Here is a 17,327-nt window from a genome sequence, read left to right as displayed (position 1 = left end):
CGTCTTACTCCTCTAAATTCTGCTATTGGGTGAATGAAGTCTGTGGATCAGCTGTTTGGCTCGGTTCAGAGGCTGTTTTCGTCTCTGCGGCTGTACCTGTAGATGACTTGCCAGACATACCTGTAATGAACTTACCAATCAAGTCTTCAAGATCCATCGTCCCTTGGGTATTACTAATCACACCGCCACGCTTGATATAATTCAAACCACCACCTGGTACAATCTTGAGGTATTTTTCCCCAAGCAGACCATTAGTTGCCACCATAATGTAAGCATCTTGGTCAATATTGGTGATGGACTTCATGTTACTCAACAGTTGCTGTTCCATTACTTTTTGTTTCGCAGCATTTGCATGTTGATAGTCATCACTATAGTGCAGTTCTTCTAGAGCATTTTGTTCTACAGTCTGCAATTGAGTCGGATTAAAAGTCGTTTTATTACCATCCAGCTCAAACGTCACTTTGGCAAGGCGCGTTACAGGGTCAAGGTCAATATATTCGACACGCCCTACGGTCACACCACTCATCGTGACTTTAGCTCGCTCTTTCAGACCATTGACATTGTCAAATGTGGCGGTCATTTCATAACTTTTACTTAAAGTACTGCCTGACAAACCACTTACTTTCATTGCCAAGAAAAACAATGCCAAGCCGAATAGAATAACAAGTACACCTACGGCCAGCTCACTTGAACGGGACTTCATTACACTCCTCCAAACATGACCGCAGTCAACACAAAGTCACAACCTAAAATACACAAAGATGAATACACCACGGTACGCGTTGTTGCGGTGGAAATACCTTCTGATGTCGGCTCACAAAAATATCCCTGATACACAGCAATCCATGTACAGATCACGGCAAATACCACACTTTTAATGATGCCGTTGACAATATCATGTTGAAATTCTACTGAGTTTTGCATGCCACTCCAGAAAGAGCCTTCATCTACACCCAGAAAATCTACGCCCACCATTTTTCCGCCAAAAATCCCGATTGCAGCAAAAATTACGGTCAGCATCGGTAAACTGACAATCCCAGCCCACAGGCGTGGTGACACAATACGTTTAAGCGGGTCTACCCCGATCATTTCCATACTCGACAATTGCTCAGTGGCTTTCATCAAGCCAATTTCAGCAGTCAATGCAGAACCTGCTCGCCCTGCAAACAGCAAAGCTGCAACCACAGGGGCAAGCTCGCGCAGCAAGGTCAATGCCACCATCGTACCCAGCATGGTTTCACTACCGACATTCACCAGAATATTGTAGCCTTGTAAACCCAAGACCAAACCGATAAACAAACCAGATACAGAAATAATCAATAAGGACATCACCCCGACACGGTACATTTGGTAAACAAATAAACGTACCCCGAGTCGGGTTGGCATTGAACAAATAATTTGGAGCAACATCAATGTTGCCACACCAATTCCATGTACACGTTCAATCACGCGTCGACCCAATAAGGCTATAGCATTCATGAACTTACCTCTTGGCTTAAATATGCCTGATGGCTAAACTGGAAATCGACAGGGCCTTCAGCCTGCCCATTTAAAAATTGTTGTACAAATGCAGAAGGATGTTGGCGTAGCTCTTGTGGCGTACCCTCCCCCTGAATGATGCCTTCGGCAACAATATAGATATAATCTGCAATCGACATGGTTTCATCGACATCATGCGAGACAATAATCGTTGTCAAATCTAATGCTTCACGCAATGAACGAATCAGGCGAGTCAGAACACCCTTTACAATTGGGTCTTGCCCAGCGAAAGGCTCATCGTACATGATGAGTTCAGGGTCAAGTGCAATGGCGCGAGCTAATGCTACACGACGGTTCATCCCACCAGATAGCTCAGAAGGCATCAACTGTTCAGCACCGCGTAAACCAACCGACTCCAATTTCAGTGCTACCAGCTCAGCAATCAGATTTTCTGGCAGTTTAGTATGTGCACGAAGTGGAAAAGCAACATTTTCATACACAGTCATGTCGGTAAATAATGCGCCACTTTGAAATAGCATTCCCATACGCGCACGTGCAGCAAACAACTCATGACGCGACATTTCTGACAAATCTTTGCCATCGAGCAGGACACAACCTTGATCGGGAGTCAACTGCCCACCAATCAGACGTAATAAAGTTGTCTTACCTGTACCTGAAGGTCCCATAATGGCAGTAATTTGCCCACGGCGAATACAAAGATTGACATTGTCATAAATGACGCGCTCACCTCGCTTAAAGCTCAGATTCTTGATATCAATCAATGAATCCTCTGGCACAGCTACTGTATTTTTCATAATGGACCAAATTCCTGCTTGATTTTCACAGCAAGTGAACTCTTCATAGGATAGAAGATTTTTAAAATTTACCTATAGATTTTACGTGACGTAGCTTACCATTTTCGCAACGGAAAAAGTTGAAGATTTTATCAATGGACGAGATAAATCGTGTAAAAAAGGTATATTTTTGTCTGTATCATATAGGTAATTAATTCAATCAAATAAGACATAAGTAAATCATTAATATAATTATTTTCATAAAGAATAATCTATTTTTTAATACTTTCTTCAATCTTAAAAAAATAACTTTCAGTAAAAAAGCCAGTTAGAAAACTGGCTTTTTACAATAAATTCTAACGAAAATTAGTCGTTAAATTTACGGCGACGCTCACCATCTTCACGACGAGGACGGTCTGCGTTGAACTCGCGGCGTGGACGTTCTTCACCACCAAAAGTGCGTTTTGGACGATCATCGAAAGAACGCTGTGGACGATCACCGAAACCACCTTCACGACGTGGAGCTGGACGATCACCGAAATCACGACGCGGACGATCAGCACCATCACGAGCTGGCTTGTAATCTACACGGTTACCACGGTTGTCATCATTAGAACGCGGTTTGTCACCAAAGCTACGTTGTGGACGATCACCGAAACCACCTTCACGACGTGGAGCTGGACGATCACCGAAATCACGTTTTGGACGGTCATCAAACGAACGTTGTGGACGGTCGCCGAAACCACCTTCACGACGTGGAGCTGGACGATCACCGAAATCACGTTTTGGACGGTCATCAAACGAACGTTGTGGACGGTCACCAAAACCACCTTCACGACGTGGAGCTGGGCGATCACCGAAATCACGACGTGGGCGATCTTCACCACCAAACGCTGGGCGTTCACCACGAGGTTTGTCATCAAAACTACGACGTGGGCGATCATCACCACCTTCACGACGTTTAAAGTTGCTTTCGCCTTCAAAACGACGACCACCACCGAAACCGCCACGACCGCCATCACGACCGCCACGACCACGACCACCGCCATCACGACCACGACCGCCACCATCACGACCACTACGTGCAGGAGGTGGAGATGGCTCAAGACCTTCGATTTCAGATACACTTAAACGTGCATCTAAGAAATCTTCTAAAGCGCGAATTTTACCACGTTCACGGTAAGTCGCTAAAGTAATTGCATTACCTGTACGTCCCGCACGACCTGTACGACCAATACGGTGTACATAGTCTTCATTTTTCATCGGAAGACCGAAGTTAATTACGTGTGAAATTGTTGGTACGTCAAGACCACGTGCAGCGACATCAGTAGCAACAAGGATTTTTGCACGACCTTCACGAATACTACGTAAACGACGGTTACGAACTGTTTGTGGCATTGCACCATGAAGTGCAACAACTGATAAACCTGCTTCAGCAAGCTCTTCAGCCAGCATATCTGTATCTTCTTGAGTTGAAGCAAACACAACTGCTTGATCTACTGACTCATCAGATAACCAGTGAGTTAATAATTTTTTCTTGTGTTCAAAGCCATCAGTCCAATGCAATGTTTGAGTGATGTCTGTATTTGTAGAGTGACCAGTTTCGATCGCAATACGCATCGGATCATTCATCATGCGTTCAGCAAGCGTAATAATACGTGGTGCAAAAGTTGCAGAGAACATCAACGTTTGTTTACGGTTAGCTGCTAATTCACCAATTGCTTCTAGATCTTCAGAGAAACCTAGGTCAAGCATACGGTCAGCTTCATCGACAATTAACGAATCAACTTTATCAAGTTTGATTTGACGACGGTTAACAAGGTCAAGTAAACGACCTGGAGTCGCAACAACCACTTGCGCGCCTTTTAATTGTTGGATTTGCTTACCAAAAGGCATACCACCCATGATTGCAGCAACACGAACGCCCTTCATATGGCGAACAAATGCAATCGCATCTTGACATACTTGTTGTGCTAACTCACGAGTCGGAGAAATCACTAGAATTGACGGTTGAGTAATTGCTTTCATACGTTCTTTAAACGGTACGAAAGTTTCTTGATTTGCAAGCGCATTCAAAGTTGGAAGCAAGAATGCAGCAGTTTTACCAGAACCTGTTTGGCTTGATACTAGAAGGTCTTTACCTTCAAGTGCAGCAGGAATAGCTTGTTCTTGTACAGGAGTTGGCGTAGTAAAACCTAAACCTTCAAGAGCCTGTGTTAATGACTCATCAAGGGAAAAATCAGCAAAAGTTTTGCTCATAGAGAGTATTCACCCTGAAGTGGGTGCTCCATTTAATAAATTACAATATGGACATCGGCAAAAAGCGGTACAGCAATTAGAGCTGAAAATATAAGAATTCAGCAGCGATCCGAATAACGACGATGTGGATATAACGCACACATGATTACTGCCGCAAACCTGAAGGAATCGCTTAAGCGATTGGGGCGCGAAGGATATGTCCTCTCTATGGACAAGACGCGCATACAATGATTAGAAGATAATGTTCAGGTAATGAACGAAAATTAAGTGCGTTCGAGAATTATAGCAGAAAATTCGAGAAAGTCACCTTTTTTGATTGGCTTTTATGTCATTAAATTAAAGTATTTGAATTTTATTACAATTTTTAAAATTAAATTTCAAAAAACAAGAAATTTTCTGATGTATTGGATGTGTATTATTGCCTGTTATAGTTCAATTCGTGGTTTCTATTACAAATGCCCTCTCTCACTCAAAGCAAGCATTACAGATAAAATGATTGCCATCTATCCAAGCTTATCTATTAAAATCATCAGTAGGAACATTTTTTATTTGTCAGATCATGATTTTTTGTTCCCATAAAAAAAGTGACTCTTACGAGTCACTTTTTAAATATTCGTAGATTGATATTCAATCTTATTTAGCTGCATCTGCCCAGGCAGGCACAACAGCTTGCATGAATGGTTTTAACATTTTCATTGAACATGCCAACACTTGACCATTGTCCATAGAGTCTGTACCACCACGCGCGTCTACGACTGTACCGCCCGCTTCTTTCACAATTAACTCACCTGCTGCGATGTCCCATGGTTTCAAACCAAGTTCAAAGAAACCATCGAAACGACCTGTTGCGACATAAGCTAAATCAAGTGCTGCTGAACCTGTACGGCGGAATTGTGCACCTGCTTCAGTCACGGCAAGCAATGCATCAAAATGTTGTTTTGCATAAGAAATGACTTGGCCATTACGTTTAGCACGGTAAGCATGACCAACAGAAATAAAGGTATTTTCTAGGCTATCACGAACATTTACACGAATACGGCGTTGGTTCATCATCGCACCGCGACCACGGCTTGCAGAGAATAACTCATCGCGCACAGGATCATAGATCACACCGTGTTGAGTAATACCTTTATGTTGTACCGCAATAGAAATACAGAAATGTGGAACGCCATTGATGAAGTTTAATGTACCATCTAAAGGATCGATGACCCAGCACCAGTCTGCATCGTGACCTTTGCCTTCTTGCATACCAAACTCTTCGCCTAAGAAGCTGTGGTTTTTATAGCTTTTACGAAGAGTATCAATAGTCAGTTGTTCTAGGTAACGGTCAACACGTGTTACAGGACCGTCGATGCCTTTTTCTTCAACTTGTAAATCGAGTTTATGACGATTTTGATGCGCTTTTAAAAGCTCTTGACCAACTGTTTGAGCCGCACGCGCAGCCATCACCACCATAGGTTCCATTGAACACCCACTAAAAATACAAGAAGATTTTGACAAAGAATAATGCATAAAAGCGCAGGCATTTTAACAAATCTCTGCGCTTTTTGCTAAAAAATATTTCGAAATGTGTAACCAGAAAAAATTATGCGATTTGTACGGCTTTTTTCCATGCTTGCACAATCGACTGCTCAATACCATCTGCATCGAGTCCACAATCGTGCAACATTTGTGCATGCTCTGCCTGATGCAAGAAGCTGTCTGGCAAACCTAAGTTCAATACAGGTTTTACAATCTGGGCTTCTGCCAAATATTCATTGACGGCACTGCCTGCCCCCGCCATGACTGCATGTTCTTCAACGGTAACGAACAAAGCTGTGGTTGCTGCAAGTTGCTGAATGATATTTTCATCCAGTGGTTTGACAAAACGCATATTCACGACTGTAACAGCAACATCAAGCTGCTTCGCAAGGCTTTCTGCAACTTTCAGACAAGGCATGACACGACTACCAAATGCCAAAATACTGATTTTATCGTCATGCTGACTGTTGAGTTCAAGCACAATTTCCGCCTGACCAATTGGTAAAGCAGTCAATTTCTGCTCGATCTCTACACCTGCGCCTACACCACGAGGATAACGTACTGCCGCAGGTCCTTCATAAGCATAGGCAGTATGCAGCATTTGGCGGCATTCATTTTCGTCTTTTGGCGCCATAATCACCAAATTCGGAATAGTCCGCATATACGCATAATCGTACGCACCTGCATGCGTTGGTCCATCTTCACCCACCAAACCAGCGCGATCGATCCCAAAAGTCACATCCAGATTTTGCAAGGCAACATCATGGACAAGTTGGTCATAACCACGTTGCAAGAAGGTCGAATAAATCGCGACTACAGGTTTTAAACCTTCACATGCCATGCCTGCTGCAAGTGTCACAGCATGTTGTTCAGCAATCGCAACATCAAAGAAACGTTCAGGATATTGCTTCGCAAACTTCACCATGCCCGAGCCTTCACACATGGCTGGAGTAATGGCAAGCAAACGCGAGTCTTGTGCAGCTTCATCACACAACCACTGCCCAAAAACATCGGAATATTTCGGGGCTGGCTTTTTCTTAGCTGGCGCGACCATAACTACTTGTTTTGGAATGGCATGATAACCAATCGGGTCGGCTTCTGCGGGTGCAAAACCTTTGCCCTTTTTGGTATAGACATGTACCAAACGAGGCCCCTTACGCTGTTTCAGCGCGTTCAGGACTTGAACCAATTGCTGAACATCATGCCCATCGAATGGCCCAAAGTACTCAAATCCAATTGCTTTAAACAGGTTATCGGCTTCTTGAGTCGCAGACTGATGCAAGCGTGAAGTATATGCCCACTCAGGATGCGGTTCGATCACTGCATCGCCATCGGCATTAATATTGACCAGTTGCCCCTGCTCCCAAATGGCTGCCAAATGCTTGGCAAAACCACCTGTACTGCATGAGATCGACATATCATTGTCGTTTAAAATCACGATTAAGTCAGCTTGGTGCGCTACTGCATCATTCATGGCTTCAAATGCCATACCTGCGGTCATAGCACCATCACCGACAATACACACCACATCACGCGGTTTGTTTTGATAGCGGCATGCCAGCGACATACCCAGTCCCGCAGAAATCGCAGTCGACGAATGTCCCACACCGAAAGTATCAAATTCAGATTCATCACGTGTGGGAAATGCTGCCAGACCATTTTTACTACGAATGGTGGTCAGTTGTTCACGTCGCCCCGTCAACACTTTATGTGGATAGGCCTGATGCCCCACATCCCAAATCAAACGGTCTTGCGGAGTATTGAAGCAATAATGTAGTGCAACCGTCAGTTCAATCACGCCCAGGTTTGCACCAAAATGCCCACCACTTTGTCCTGCCGCATACAAGATATATTGACGTAACTCATCCGCTACTTGTTCGAGCTGGCTTTGATCTAGCTGACGTAATTGCTGCGGATGATCAATCGCATTCAACAACGGCGTAACAGGACGTTGAGTTGGTATTTCTGTATACAACATATGTGGCAAAGCCTTCTAGAGCCTGGCAAATCCTAAGCTAGGTATATTGCGTTAAATCGATAATTCTACCTTATCGAACGTTGTTTTCAATGAGCCACATGTCTTTTGATGTAGTCTTACACATTGCTTTTGTCCTAGACAGGGCTGTGATTATCCTGAAAAATGATAGAGATATTCAACTATTATTATTTGCTTTCTACAAAAAAATAATTTGATTGGCGTAATTTTTGTATGCTCAAGCTATCAATATCTGATCATTGCGCTATACTTTGTTCGACTAATTGATGACGAAAGAGTTTGACTGTGCCGATTGCTTTTGTTGCTACTTCTAAACTTCCAACCGCATTTGGTGAATTTCATATTAGTGTATTTCAAGACCCTGAAACAGGTGAAGAACATGTCGCCTTATGGAAAGGTTTGGATATGCCAGCAACTGCACCGGTTTTAGTGCGCATTCACTCCGAATGCCTTACAGGCGATGCATTTTCATCCTTAAAATGCGATTGTGGCCCGCAGCTTAAAGCGACCCAGCACATGATTAATGAAGCAGGTCAAGGGGTCATTTTATACTTGCGCCAGGAAGGTCGCGGCATTGGGCTCACCAATAAAATCCGTGCCTATGCCTTGCAGGATCAGGGACATGACACAGTCGATGCGAACCTGATGCTGAACTTGCCTGCCGATGCACGCCGCTATGACATGTGTAAAATCATGCTCGATCATCTACAGGTACACCAGGTTAAATTGATTACAAACAACCCGCTTAAACTGATTGCTTTGCGTGATTTGGGTATTGATGTAGTTGATCGTGTACCACTGACTGTGGGTTTAAATCCATTTAATCAGCAATATTTAAAAACCAAACATGACCGTATGTCACACATGTATAAAGAAGATGACTTTTAAGTCACCACATTACACACAAGCCACTTCAGGCAAATAAAAAGAGCATTTTAAAATGCTCTTTTTTTTACACTAGCCCTTTTCATCCCTATCTGGATCTTCTTATGTTTCTCCCTTAGAGAGAAACATAAGAAAGTGATGAAAGAAGTCTATTTGTGCAATTTTAAATCGTCATGGAGAAAATTCGCGTCTGCGGTTGTTTTCGTTTTAGATGCAAATCGAACGCCATACAGATATTGCGAATAAACGGTTTACCTTGTTCACTAATCTGAATGCCTTGAGGCTGAAGCATCAACAAACCATCTTGCTGCATTTCTTCAAGCTGGCTGAGGACTTGAGGTAACTCAGGGAATGCCATGCTCGACTCTGCCCAGGAGGTTTTAAATGTGCACATCAAATTCAGAATATGCTGACGAATGATTAAATCTTCCTGCGACAGGATATGTCCTTTAAACACAGGAATTTGATTTTGCTCTAAACGTGCATAGTAATCTTCGAGCGTTTTTTCATTTTGCGCAAAGCTATACCAGCTATCACTAATCGAAGACAGTCCTAGACCAATCATGACCTTGGTTTTCGATGAGGTATAGCCCATAAAGTTACGGTGTAAACTGCCCTGCTGAAACGACTGATACATGCTATCGTGTTCCAGAGCAAAATGATCCATGCCAATTTCATGATAACCATGTGCCAACAAACGCTTTTTGCCTTCTTCGTATAGCGTGCGTTTCACATCATCTTTGGGCACATCCTGATCTTTAAAACCACGCTGACCATTCCCCTTAATCCAAGGCACATGTGCATAGCTGTAAAACGCCAAACGGTCTGGGCTTAAACTGTTGGTTTTTTCAATGGTGTTTAACACATCTTCCAGACTTTGAAATGGCAAACCAAAAACCAAATCGTGGGAAATCGATTCATAACCAATTTCGCGCGCCCAACGCGTCACTTGCTCAACATGCTCAAACGGCTGAATACGGTGAATGGCTTTTTGTACATTTAAATTATAATCCTGCACCCCGTAGCTGACACGGCGAAAGCCCAGATCATACAAGGTTTGCAGATGTTCGCGGGTGGTATTGTTGGGATGCCCTTCAAAACTAAATTCGTGCTGTGGAGCAATCTCGGCTTTGGCTAAAATCCCCTGAATCAGCTCAAGCAAATGTTCTGCTGAGAAAAAAGTCGGCGTCCCGCCACCCAAATGAATTTCTTTAATGATTGGGCGATCTTGTAATAACTGACAATACAAATCCCATTCTTTGAGTACTGCCTGAATATACGGCTGTTCCATCTCATGGCGTTTGGTGACCCGTTTATGGCAACCACAAAAGGTACATAAACTTTCGCAAAATGGCAGATGAATATACAAACTAATGCCTTCGCTGGCATTAGATTCATCAAAGGCGCGTTTTAAAGTCTGTTGCCAAAGCTCTAGTGAAAATGCCTGATTATCCCAATACGGCACAGTTGGATAACTGGTATAGCGTGGTCCTGGAACATTATATTTTTGAATTAACGAGGTTGTACCCATATTTACTCAACTCTTGGTGATGTTGCTGACCACAACAGGCAAAATTTGGAAAGATTGATCCTAAATGCATGTTTATTCTGATTGGCTACCGACAAGATTTCAAGCAATAACGACATGACATAACTGCTATTTTACAATCATAATATTCCAATTATTCCGACTAAAACACTTTGATTTTCCTGTATAAATTTAAAATTCCTTAATTTTTTGACATTTCTATGTTTTGATGTATGCCATATTTGCTCTTTTAAATGAGGATTGTGATGCAGCATCCGACTTCAGTCGATATTCAGCGTGTACGCGAATTTCTGCTCGACTTGCAGGCAAGAATCTGTGAGCGTCTTGAACAACAAGAACAAGCAGGCGGTGGTACTGTCCAATTCGAGATTGATGACTGGCAACGCCCTGAAGGTGGTGGTGGACGTTCCCGTGTACTGCAAAACGGCACAGTAATTGAAAAAGGCGGTGTGATGTTTTCACACATCAATATCAGCAAATTGCCCGAATCAGCGACTGCTCGCCATCCTGAAATTGCAGGCGCCAAAGCACAGGCTCTCGGTGTATCATTGGTGATTCACCCTAAAAACCCGCACATTCCAACATCACATGCCAATGTGCGCCTGTTTGTCGCAGAACCCGAAGGTCGTGATCCTGTATGGTGGTTTGGTGGCGGTTATGACCTTACCCCATTTTACCCAGATGATGCTGACATTAAAGCCTGGCATCAGGCAGCACATGACTTGTGTCAGCCTTTTGGGGAAGATGTATATGCCAAGCATAAACAATGGTGTGATGATTATTTCTATTTAAAACATCGCGATGAACAGCGCGGCGTCGGTGGTTTATTTTTTGATGATTTAAATTGCTGGGACTTTGAAACCTGTTTTGAGTATATGCAGGCTGTAGGTAATGGTTACCTCAATGCGATTTTACCCATTTTTGAAAAACACCGCGAGCAACCCTATAGCGAAGTACAACGTGAGTTTCAACTCTACCGACGTGGGCGTTATGTAGAATTTAATCTGGTGTATGATCGCGGTACACTTTTTGGTCTACAAACGGGGGGGCGGATTGAATCTATTTTAGTCAGTCTACCTAACCTAGCAGCATGGTCATACCGCCCTGAATGGGAAAAAAACTCACCTGAACGGCGTTTAACTGAGTACTATCTGCAACCACATGACTGGCTCAATGAGTTATAAACGTTATAAACATAAAGCTTTTTAGGCAGTTAAATTTAACTGCCTTTTTCCACTATAAATAATAATTATTCTTACAAAAGACTCAGGATATTTTTGTCATATCAGTTTAAAATTTATCTGCTGTAATACAACCTCATCGAGGAATGAGAGTCACCATGTTTAATCTATTTCATAATCACAAAGCTAGTTTTTTTGTTCTTACACTAGCCCTGCTTATCTGTTCTATGACAGCTACATTCACATTTAACAACCACATTTCTGACAGCGTATCCATTCTTTTCAGCATTATGCTAAGTATGCTTCTCATCAGTCTAGTTTTGGCACTACTCTGGGAAAAAATTGAAGGCATCTGTAATCCATAAACAGGTTTTTTCAAGGTGAAAATTCACGTATATTGAGGGCAATTTTTTCACCGCATGGACATCAAAACATGAGCAAACAGTTTGCTGTTGTTGGTAATCCAATCGAACATTCGCGCTCTCCTGAACTACATCATGCCTTTGCACAAAAATTAGGTATCGATCTCACTTACAAGAAGCGTCTTGCTCCTCTTGATGGCTTTGAACACAACATTAAAGATTTCTTTCAGGCAGGTGGTATCGGTTTAAATGTCACCGTACCCTTTAAAGAACAAGCCTTTGCCTTGTGCCAACAGCTCACTGAACGTGCCAAAATTGCCAAAGCAGTCAATACCTTATGGATGCAAGATGGACAACTGCACGGTGACAATACTGATGGTCAGGGTTTAGTCAATGCTATTTTGGCGCTAGGCTGGTCACTTAAAAATAGTAAAATTCTGATTTTAGGTGCAGGCGGTGCAACCCGTGGCGTGATTTATCCATTGGCCCAAGCGGGCGCAAAACAAATCGTGATTGCCAACCGTACCTTGGCTCGCGCAGAACAACTGATTACTGACTTACAACAAGCTGTACCCGATACCGAATTATCTGCCACTGGTTTAGATCAGCTAAGCGGCGACTTCGACTTGGTAATTAATGCTACATCCGCCAGCCTGTCAGGCGATGCTTTGCAACTGCCAGAGCAGTTAAAATTCAGCCATGCTTATGAAATGGCATACGGCAAACCATCCAGTTTTCTCGATCAAGCTGCACAGCGCCAGGTCCCATATAGCGATGGTTTTGGCATGCTGGTTGGTCAGGCGGTTGAAGCCTTTGAAATCTGGAATGGTGTTAAACCCGAACTGAGAGATTTCCTCTAAACCCGATAAAAAAAACAGGCAACCTTAAGGTTGCCTGCCATGTGATTGCGTTGTTATTTCTGTTTTGAACTTTGTAGAATCTGCACATACACAGACTTAAATACATCTTGATCCATATATAAATATTCAGTACTACTCACCTGTTGAATACTGCTCAGGTTCGGTAACTTCTGACGTGACTGCACATAAAATTTACCCAAACGATTTGCCAGATGCTTCAAATCATTCGTGGCTTGCTCCTCATTATGTGCGTTTAAATAACTGACTTCATATAGCTTGGCAAAACGTGACTCCGGAGTGCTATATGATTTTTGAATAATGGCCCATTGCTTACTCACTCCCGCCTGACGCTGCGCTTTTTTCACAATCGGTGTCGCATCAACCTTATAGAATGTTCTTGAATTGAGCTGGTGTTTTTTAATCAGCTGTTTGATTCTTGCCAGCTCCTGACCTTTTGGCGTGTAGCTACCATTTTCCTGACCGTCATAATACGCCATGACCAGTGCAATCTCTTGAATGTCCTGTGCCGAATAATGCTGCATGATTTTCGGATATTTCAGCGACAATAACATGCCATACACAAGCTGATAGGTTTTTATATACGAATGGTTTTGTGCATACGCTTGGTTAGCAAGCTGCTGAATTTGCTCATCCCAACTGTGTTGCCCAAATAGCCGTTTAAATTGCTCAGCTTTTTCCTGTAATACCGTGCCTTGCGCCGCTTCGTCAAAGGATTTAGCTTTTCGCATTCCGTCACGGTCAATATTTTTCGGATGACCATAATTGCTCCACTGGTTATTCGAGCGGATATGTAAAGTCTTATTGATCGAATCGGCTTTTAATTGTGCCTGATAATTGGTAGTGACAGCACGCCCCTGACGGTCAATGCCGACCTCAATCACTAACGGGTTACGCTGTTCTACGTTTGCCAGCAACGCCTGAATTTGAGGTTGTTTGGCTTGCCACTGGGTTTTAAAATCTGTAGCGCTAACAAATTTTTCCGATGATTGACCTTTAAACAGTTCCACCACTTTAAATACATTCGTACCTGTTTTGGCCAATTGTTCTGCAAGTTGGTCATCTTGTGTCTGACTTGCAAACAGATCAACACCTTCATCCAGACAGGTTTGATATTGCCCTACACTCACTGCCTTCGCTTGCTTTTGTAATACAACACACTGTTCATGAGAAAGCTCAACTGAATCGCTTTCAGCCGCTAAATTTGTTTGATCATCGGCTGGTTCTGCCGATGCGGCTATTGTCGCCCTATCCTCTGCATCAGTTGGCTCATTTTTAGCAGCTGCAGCAATCGGATGATCCACTTCAGCTACATCTTCTACATCATCATGAGCTGTCACAGCTGCCGTAGGCTCTTGATCTTTAGTATCTGATTCACCAGAATTTTCAGTTTCAACTGCCGCATGATCTTTCCATAAAGCATAGGCCCAATCTGCCTGCTCTTGTGGCGTCATACGGTTTAAATCAACTGGTTTGACGTCTGCGCTGACAGGTTTATCACTGAGCAAATGCTGAGTCAAATAAGCGCTATTGACCGTGGCATAACTCAGACTTTGCGCAACATATTCCTCAAGAGAAGTATGCAATTGTATTTTTTCGACAACACCCTGCTGGCGTTCAGCGGCACTTACGCTAACATGGGTCAACTGTTCTGGTGTTGCCAGAATATAAGGCAACGCATTGCTTTGTTTCAGGTAATCAACCAACAAGCGCATATCCAGCCGATTGAACTGGCCTTTAAATTTAGACAGGTCAAAATACATCAACTGGTCACGCTGTTCTGGGGCAGCCAAAAATGGCATAAATGCAAAAACGTTGGTATAGAATTTAGCCTGTTTCAAGTCAACGATGAGCGGATAAGTAAGCTGCATTTGTAAACTTGGAGTCTGATAACGAGCCGTCAGGTTCATGCCCGCCACCTGATCGCGATAATCAACGCCACCCTGATAATTCACTTGAAAATCTTGTAAGAAATTGAAACCTGTTGTAAGCAGACGTGACCACTTTTGCTTGCCGTTTTGCAGTTGTTCCTGGAGCAAGGCAAAGTCAAGCTGCTGACGCTGCTCGGCAGATAAATTGATTTGCTGTGCGCTCAAATAATGATTTAATTTGTCTTTTAGCTCATGATTTAATTCAGGTTTTCTCTTTAATACAGATAAACTATCTTGTACATCAAAATTGAGATTGCCTTTAAAATCAAAGCCCGAATTCTCATAGATTGCACTGACTGCATGAACGGTACGCTCCTGAATCTGCTGTTTTTTTTGAGAAGGCTGAATAAAATGTTGTGAGCAACCTGCTACACTTAAACCTAACAAACAACATGTTAAATACTGTGGTTTCATAATCACTTGTTTTCCGTTTTGTTATATCGACTTATCGCTATATTGCGATTTTTCGGAGATACCTTAACAAAAAAACGATATACAAATAATAGCTTTATGTAATTCAGCCCAGCCAATTTGCCTTATTGACAGCACTTGCAAGTCAGGCTATCAATGTAATTAGTACACGGTTATGAATAATGAAATCCATCAGAACGCAATAAAAATTAGGATATTTGCCTTATGACCACATATAAAGCGCCCCTACGTGACATACGTTTCCTCATGAATGAGGTATTTCATTATCCTGAGCACTATAAAACCCTCTCCAATGCTGAAAATATTGACCAAGACACAGTCGATATGATTTTGGAAGGGGCAGCAGATTATTGTGAAAATGTCCTCGCACCGTTATATCAAACGGGTGATGATGAAGGCTGTCATTTTAAAGATGGTGTCGTCACCACACCAAAAGGATATAAAGAAGCCTACGATCAGTTTGTCCAAGGTGGCTGGCAAGGCCTGTCTTACCCTGAAGAATTTGGTGGGCAAGATTTACCCATGTCGCTCAACCTGATTAAATCCGAAATGATGGGTACAGCCAACTGGTCATTTACCATGTATCCGGGTTTAAGTATGGGCTGTATGAATACCATTATGCAGTTTGGCACGCCTGAGCAGAAAACCACTTATATGCCACATCTGGTAGCAGGAACATGGAGTGGTACCATGTGTTTGACCGAGCCGCAGTGTGGTACTGACCTTGGTCAAGTCAAAACCAAAGCCGAGCCTAATGCCGATGGCAGCTATGATATTACAGGCACCAAAATTTTCATTTCGGCAGGCGAACATGACCTGACTGAAAATATTGTGCATATTGTGCTAGCACGTTTACCAAATGCGCCACAAGGAACTAAAGGTATTTCCCTGTTTATTGTGCCGAAGTTCTTGCCAAATACCGATGGCGGTGTGGGCGAACGTAATGCAGTGAATTGCGGTTCGATTGAACATAAAATGGGAATCAACGCATCTGCCACAACTGTGCTGAATTTTGATCAAGCTAAAGGCTTCTTGATTGGCGAACCCAACAAGGGCTTGCATGCCATGTTTACCTTCATGAACACGGCGCGAATTGGTACAGCAGTACAAGGGATCGCCCATGCAGAATTGTCTTATCAAGGTTCACTGCCATATGCGAAACAGCGTATGTCGATGCGTGCTCTGTCTGGTAAGAAAGACCCTGACAAACCTGCCGATGCGATTATTCATCATGCCGATGTCCGTCGCATGTTATTGACCCAAAAAGCCATCGCTGAAGGTGGGCGTGCCATGATCTATTATGCTGCACAGCTTGCCGACAAAATGAACGATGCCTTGAAACGTGGTGATCAGGCAGAGTTCGAAGCCTATGATGACAAACTCGGTTTTTACACCCCGATTTTAAAAGGTTTCCTGACTGAACTGGGCTTTGAAGCAGCCAATCATGGCATGCAGGTCTTTGGTGGACATGGGTATATTAAAGAATGGGGTATGGAGCAAATCGTCCGTGATGCCCGTATTTCAACCTTGTATGAAGGGACAACTGGCGTTCAGGCACTCGACTTGATTGGTCGTAAAGTACTGCTCTCATCTAAAGGTAAAATCATTCGTGACTATACTGCCGAGATTTTGAAATTCTCAGGACGGCATGCCCGTAACAAATACTTGCGCCGCTTTATCTGGGATTTAACAAAACTTTGCGCACAGTGGAATGCGATTACTGTACGAATCTTCTTGGCAGCACGCAAAGACCGCGATGTAGTATCTGCTGCTTCTGTCGACTTCCTGATGTTCTCGGGTTATGTGATGATGGCCTATTTCTGGGCACAACAAGCCGCGATTGCTTCTGAAAAAATCGAAGCAGGTGACGGTGCAGAAACCATCGAGTTTTATAAAGCCAAAATCAAAGTGGCAGATTTCTACTTTGACCGTATTTTGCCGCGTGCCCAAGGACATGCCGAATCTGCGGTGACCCCATCAAAAAGTCTGATTGGCTTACCTGTTGAACATTTTAGTTTTGATTACTAAGCCATGATTTCGAAATAAAAAGAGCGCTTAAT

At 43.1% G+C, this 17,327-nt stretch carries 12 protein-coding genes; 4 read left to right on the top strand and 8 right to left on the bottom strand.

Going from position 1 to position 17,327, the window contains the following annotated elements; genetic code table 11:
- Positions 1 to 22 precede the first annotated feature (22 nt).
- The 6 genes from mlaD to dxs form a co-directional block, all read right to left on the bottom strand.
- Positions 23 to 703: an outer membrane lipid asymmetry maintenance protein MlaD gene (gene mlaD / locus ACX1N5_RS09100; RefSeq protein ID WP_131379331.1), complete on the bottom strand. Its 681-nt coding sequence runs from the start codon at positions 701 to 703 to the stop codon at positions 23 to 25.
- The gene (gene mlaE / locus ACX1N5_RS09095; RefSeq protein ID WP_004903116.1) at positions 703 to 1,479 is read right to left on the bottom strand and encodes a lipid asymmetry maintenance ABC transporter permease subunit MlaE; all 777 of its coding nucleotides are present in this window, start codon (positions 1,477 to 1,479) and stop codon (positions 703 to 705) included. Before mlaE ends, mlaD begins: the two co-directional genes overlap by 1 nt.
- Positions 1,476 to 2,294, bottom strand: a complete 819-nt coding sequence (locus tag ACX1N5_RS09090) for an ABC transporter ATP-binding protein (protein WP_004754062.1) — start codon at positions 2,292 to 2,294, stop codon at positions 1,476 to 1,478. Before ACX1N5_RS09090 ends, mlaE begins: the two co-directional genes overlap by 4 nt.
- A gap of 345 nt (positions 2,295 to 2,639) precedes the next feature.
- Positions 2,640 to 4,532 (bottom strand): DEAD/DEAH box helicase, encoded by a 1,893-nt coding sequence (locus tag ACX1N5_RS09085; protein WP_131377001.1) that lies wholly within the window; start codon positions 4,530 to 4,532, stop codon positions 2,640 to 2,642.
- A 633-nt stretch (positions 4,533 to 5,165) separates the two neighbouring features.
- On the bottom strand, positions 5,166 to 5,996 hold the full coding sequence (locus tag ACX1N5_RS09080) for an inositol monophosphatase family protein (protein WP_131388995.1): 831 nt from the start codon (positions 5,994 to 5,996) through the stop codon (positions 5,166 to 5,168).
- Positions 5,997 to 6,117: 121 nt separating this feature from the next.
- Positions 6,118 to 8,031, bottom strand: coding sequence for a 1-deoxy-D-xylulose-5-phosphate synthase (dxs, locus tag ACX1N5_RS09075; protein WP_458801766.1), 1,914 nt, complete (start codon positions 8,029 to 8,031; stop codon positions 6,118 to 6,120).
- A gap of 303 nt (positions 8,032 to 8,334) precedes the next feature.
- Between dxs and ribA the strand changes: the two genes are divergently transcribed.
- A complete protein-coding gene (ribA, locus tag ACX1N5_RS09070) occupies positions 8,335 to 8,937 on the top strand; it encodes a GTP cyclohydrolase II (protein ID WP_004754074.1) in 603 nt (200 codons plus the stop codon).
- Positions 8,938 to 9,097: 160 nt separating this feature from the next.
- On the opposite strand, the gene hemN is transcribed toward ribA, so the two are convergent.
- Entirely contained in the window at positions 9,098 to 10,465 is a 1,368-nt protein-coding gene (hemN, locus tag ACX1N5_RS09065; protein ID WP_458801768.1) for an oxygen-independent coproporphyrinogen III oxidase, read from the bottom strand.
- 263 nt (positions 10,466 to 10,728) lie between these two features.
- On the opposite strand from hemN, the gene hemF reads away from it, so the two are divergent.
- Positions 10,729 to 11,667, top strand: coding sequence for an oxygen-dependent coproporphyrinogen oxidase (hemF, locus tag ACX1N5_RS09060; protein ID WP_458801770.1), 939 nt, complete (start codon positions 10,729 to 10,731; stop codon positions 11,665 to 11,667).
- 430 nt (positions 11,668 to 12,097) lie between these two features.
- Positions 12,098 to 12,886, top strand: coding sequence for a shikimate dehydrogenase (gene aroE / locus ACX1N5_RS09055; RefSeq protein ID WP_458801772.1), 789 nt, complete (start codon positions 12,098 to 12,100; stop codon positions 12,884 to 12,886).
- A 53-nt stretch (positions 12,887 to 12,939) separates the two neighbouring features.
- Here the strand turns inward: aroE and ACX1N5_RS09050 are convergent, their stop codons facing one another.
- Positions 12,940 to 15,249, bottom strand: coding sequence for a hypothetical protein (locus ACX1N5_RS09050; RefSeq protein WP_458801774.1), 2,310 nt, complete (start codon positions 15,247 to 15,249; stop codon positions 12,940 to 12,942).
- 222 nt (positions 15,250 to 15,471) lie between these two features.
- On the opposite strand from ACX1N5_RS09050, the gene ACX1N5_RS09045 reads away from it, so the two are divergent.
- Positions 15,472 to 17,295: an acyl-CoA dehydrogenase C-terminal domain-containing protein gene (locus ACX1N5_RS09045; protein WP_458801776.1), complete on the top strand. Its 1,824-nt coding sequence runs from the start codon at positions 15,472 to 15,474 to the stop codon at positions 17,293 to 17,295.
- The last annotated feature ends 32 nt before the right edge of the window (positions 17,296 to 17,327 follow it).

The organism is Acinetobacter sp. ANC 4636, from assembly GCF_054454555.1.
This window is presented reverse-complemented; position numbering and strand designations above follow the sequence as displayed.

What these genes read in the sequence shown, in the direction of transcription:
- ACX1N5_RS09085 (WP_131377001.1), bottom strand. Translation starts at nt 4,532, where the DNA reads ATGAGCAAAACTTTTGCTGATTTTTCCCTTGATGAGTCATTAACACAG.
- mlaD (WP_131379331.1), bottom strand. Translation starts at nt 703, where the DNA reads ATGAAGTCCCGTTCAAGTGAGCTGGCCGTAGGTGTACTTGTTATTCTA.
- ACX1N5_RS09050 (WP_458801774.1), bottom strand. Translation starts at nt 15,249, where the DNA reads ATGAAACCACAGTATTTAACATGTTGTTTGTTAGGTTTAAGTGTAGCA.
- hemN (WP_458801768.1), bottom strand. Translation starts at nt 10,465, where the DNA reads ATGGGTACAACCTCGTTAATTCAAAAATATAATGTTCCAGGACCACGC.
- ACX1N5_RS09090 (WP_004754062.1), bottom strand. Translation starts at nt 2,294, where the DNA reads ATGAAAAATACAGTAGCTGTGCCAGAGGATTCATTGATTGATATCAAG.
- ACX1N5_RS09080 (WP_131388995.1), bottom strand. Translation starts at nt 5,996, where the DNA reads ATGGAACCTATGGTGGTGATGGCTGCGCGTGCGGCTCAAACAGTTGGT.
- hemF (WP_458801770.1), top strand. Translation starts at nt 10,729, where the DNA reads ATGCAGCATCCGACTTCAGTCGATATTCAGCGTGTACGCGAATTTCTG.
- aroE (WP_458801772.1), top strand. Translation starts at nt 12,098, where the DNA reads ATGAGCAAACAGTTTGCTGTTGTTGGTAATCCAATCGAACATTCGCGC.
- ACX1N5_RS09045 (WP_458801776.1), top strand. Translation starts at nt 15,472, where the DNA reads ATGACCACATATAAAGCGCCCCTACGTGACATACGTTTCCTCATGAAT.
- mlaE (WP_004903116.1), bottom strand. Translation starts at nt 1,479, where the DNA reads ATGAATGCTATAGCCTTATTGGGTCGACGCGTGATTGAACGTGTACAT.
- dxs (WP_458801766.1), bottom strand. Translation starts at nt 8,031, where the DNA reads ATGTTGTATACAGAAATACCAACTCAACGTCCTGTTACGCCGTTGTTG.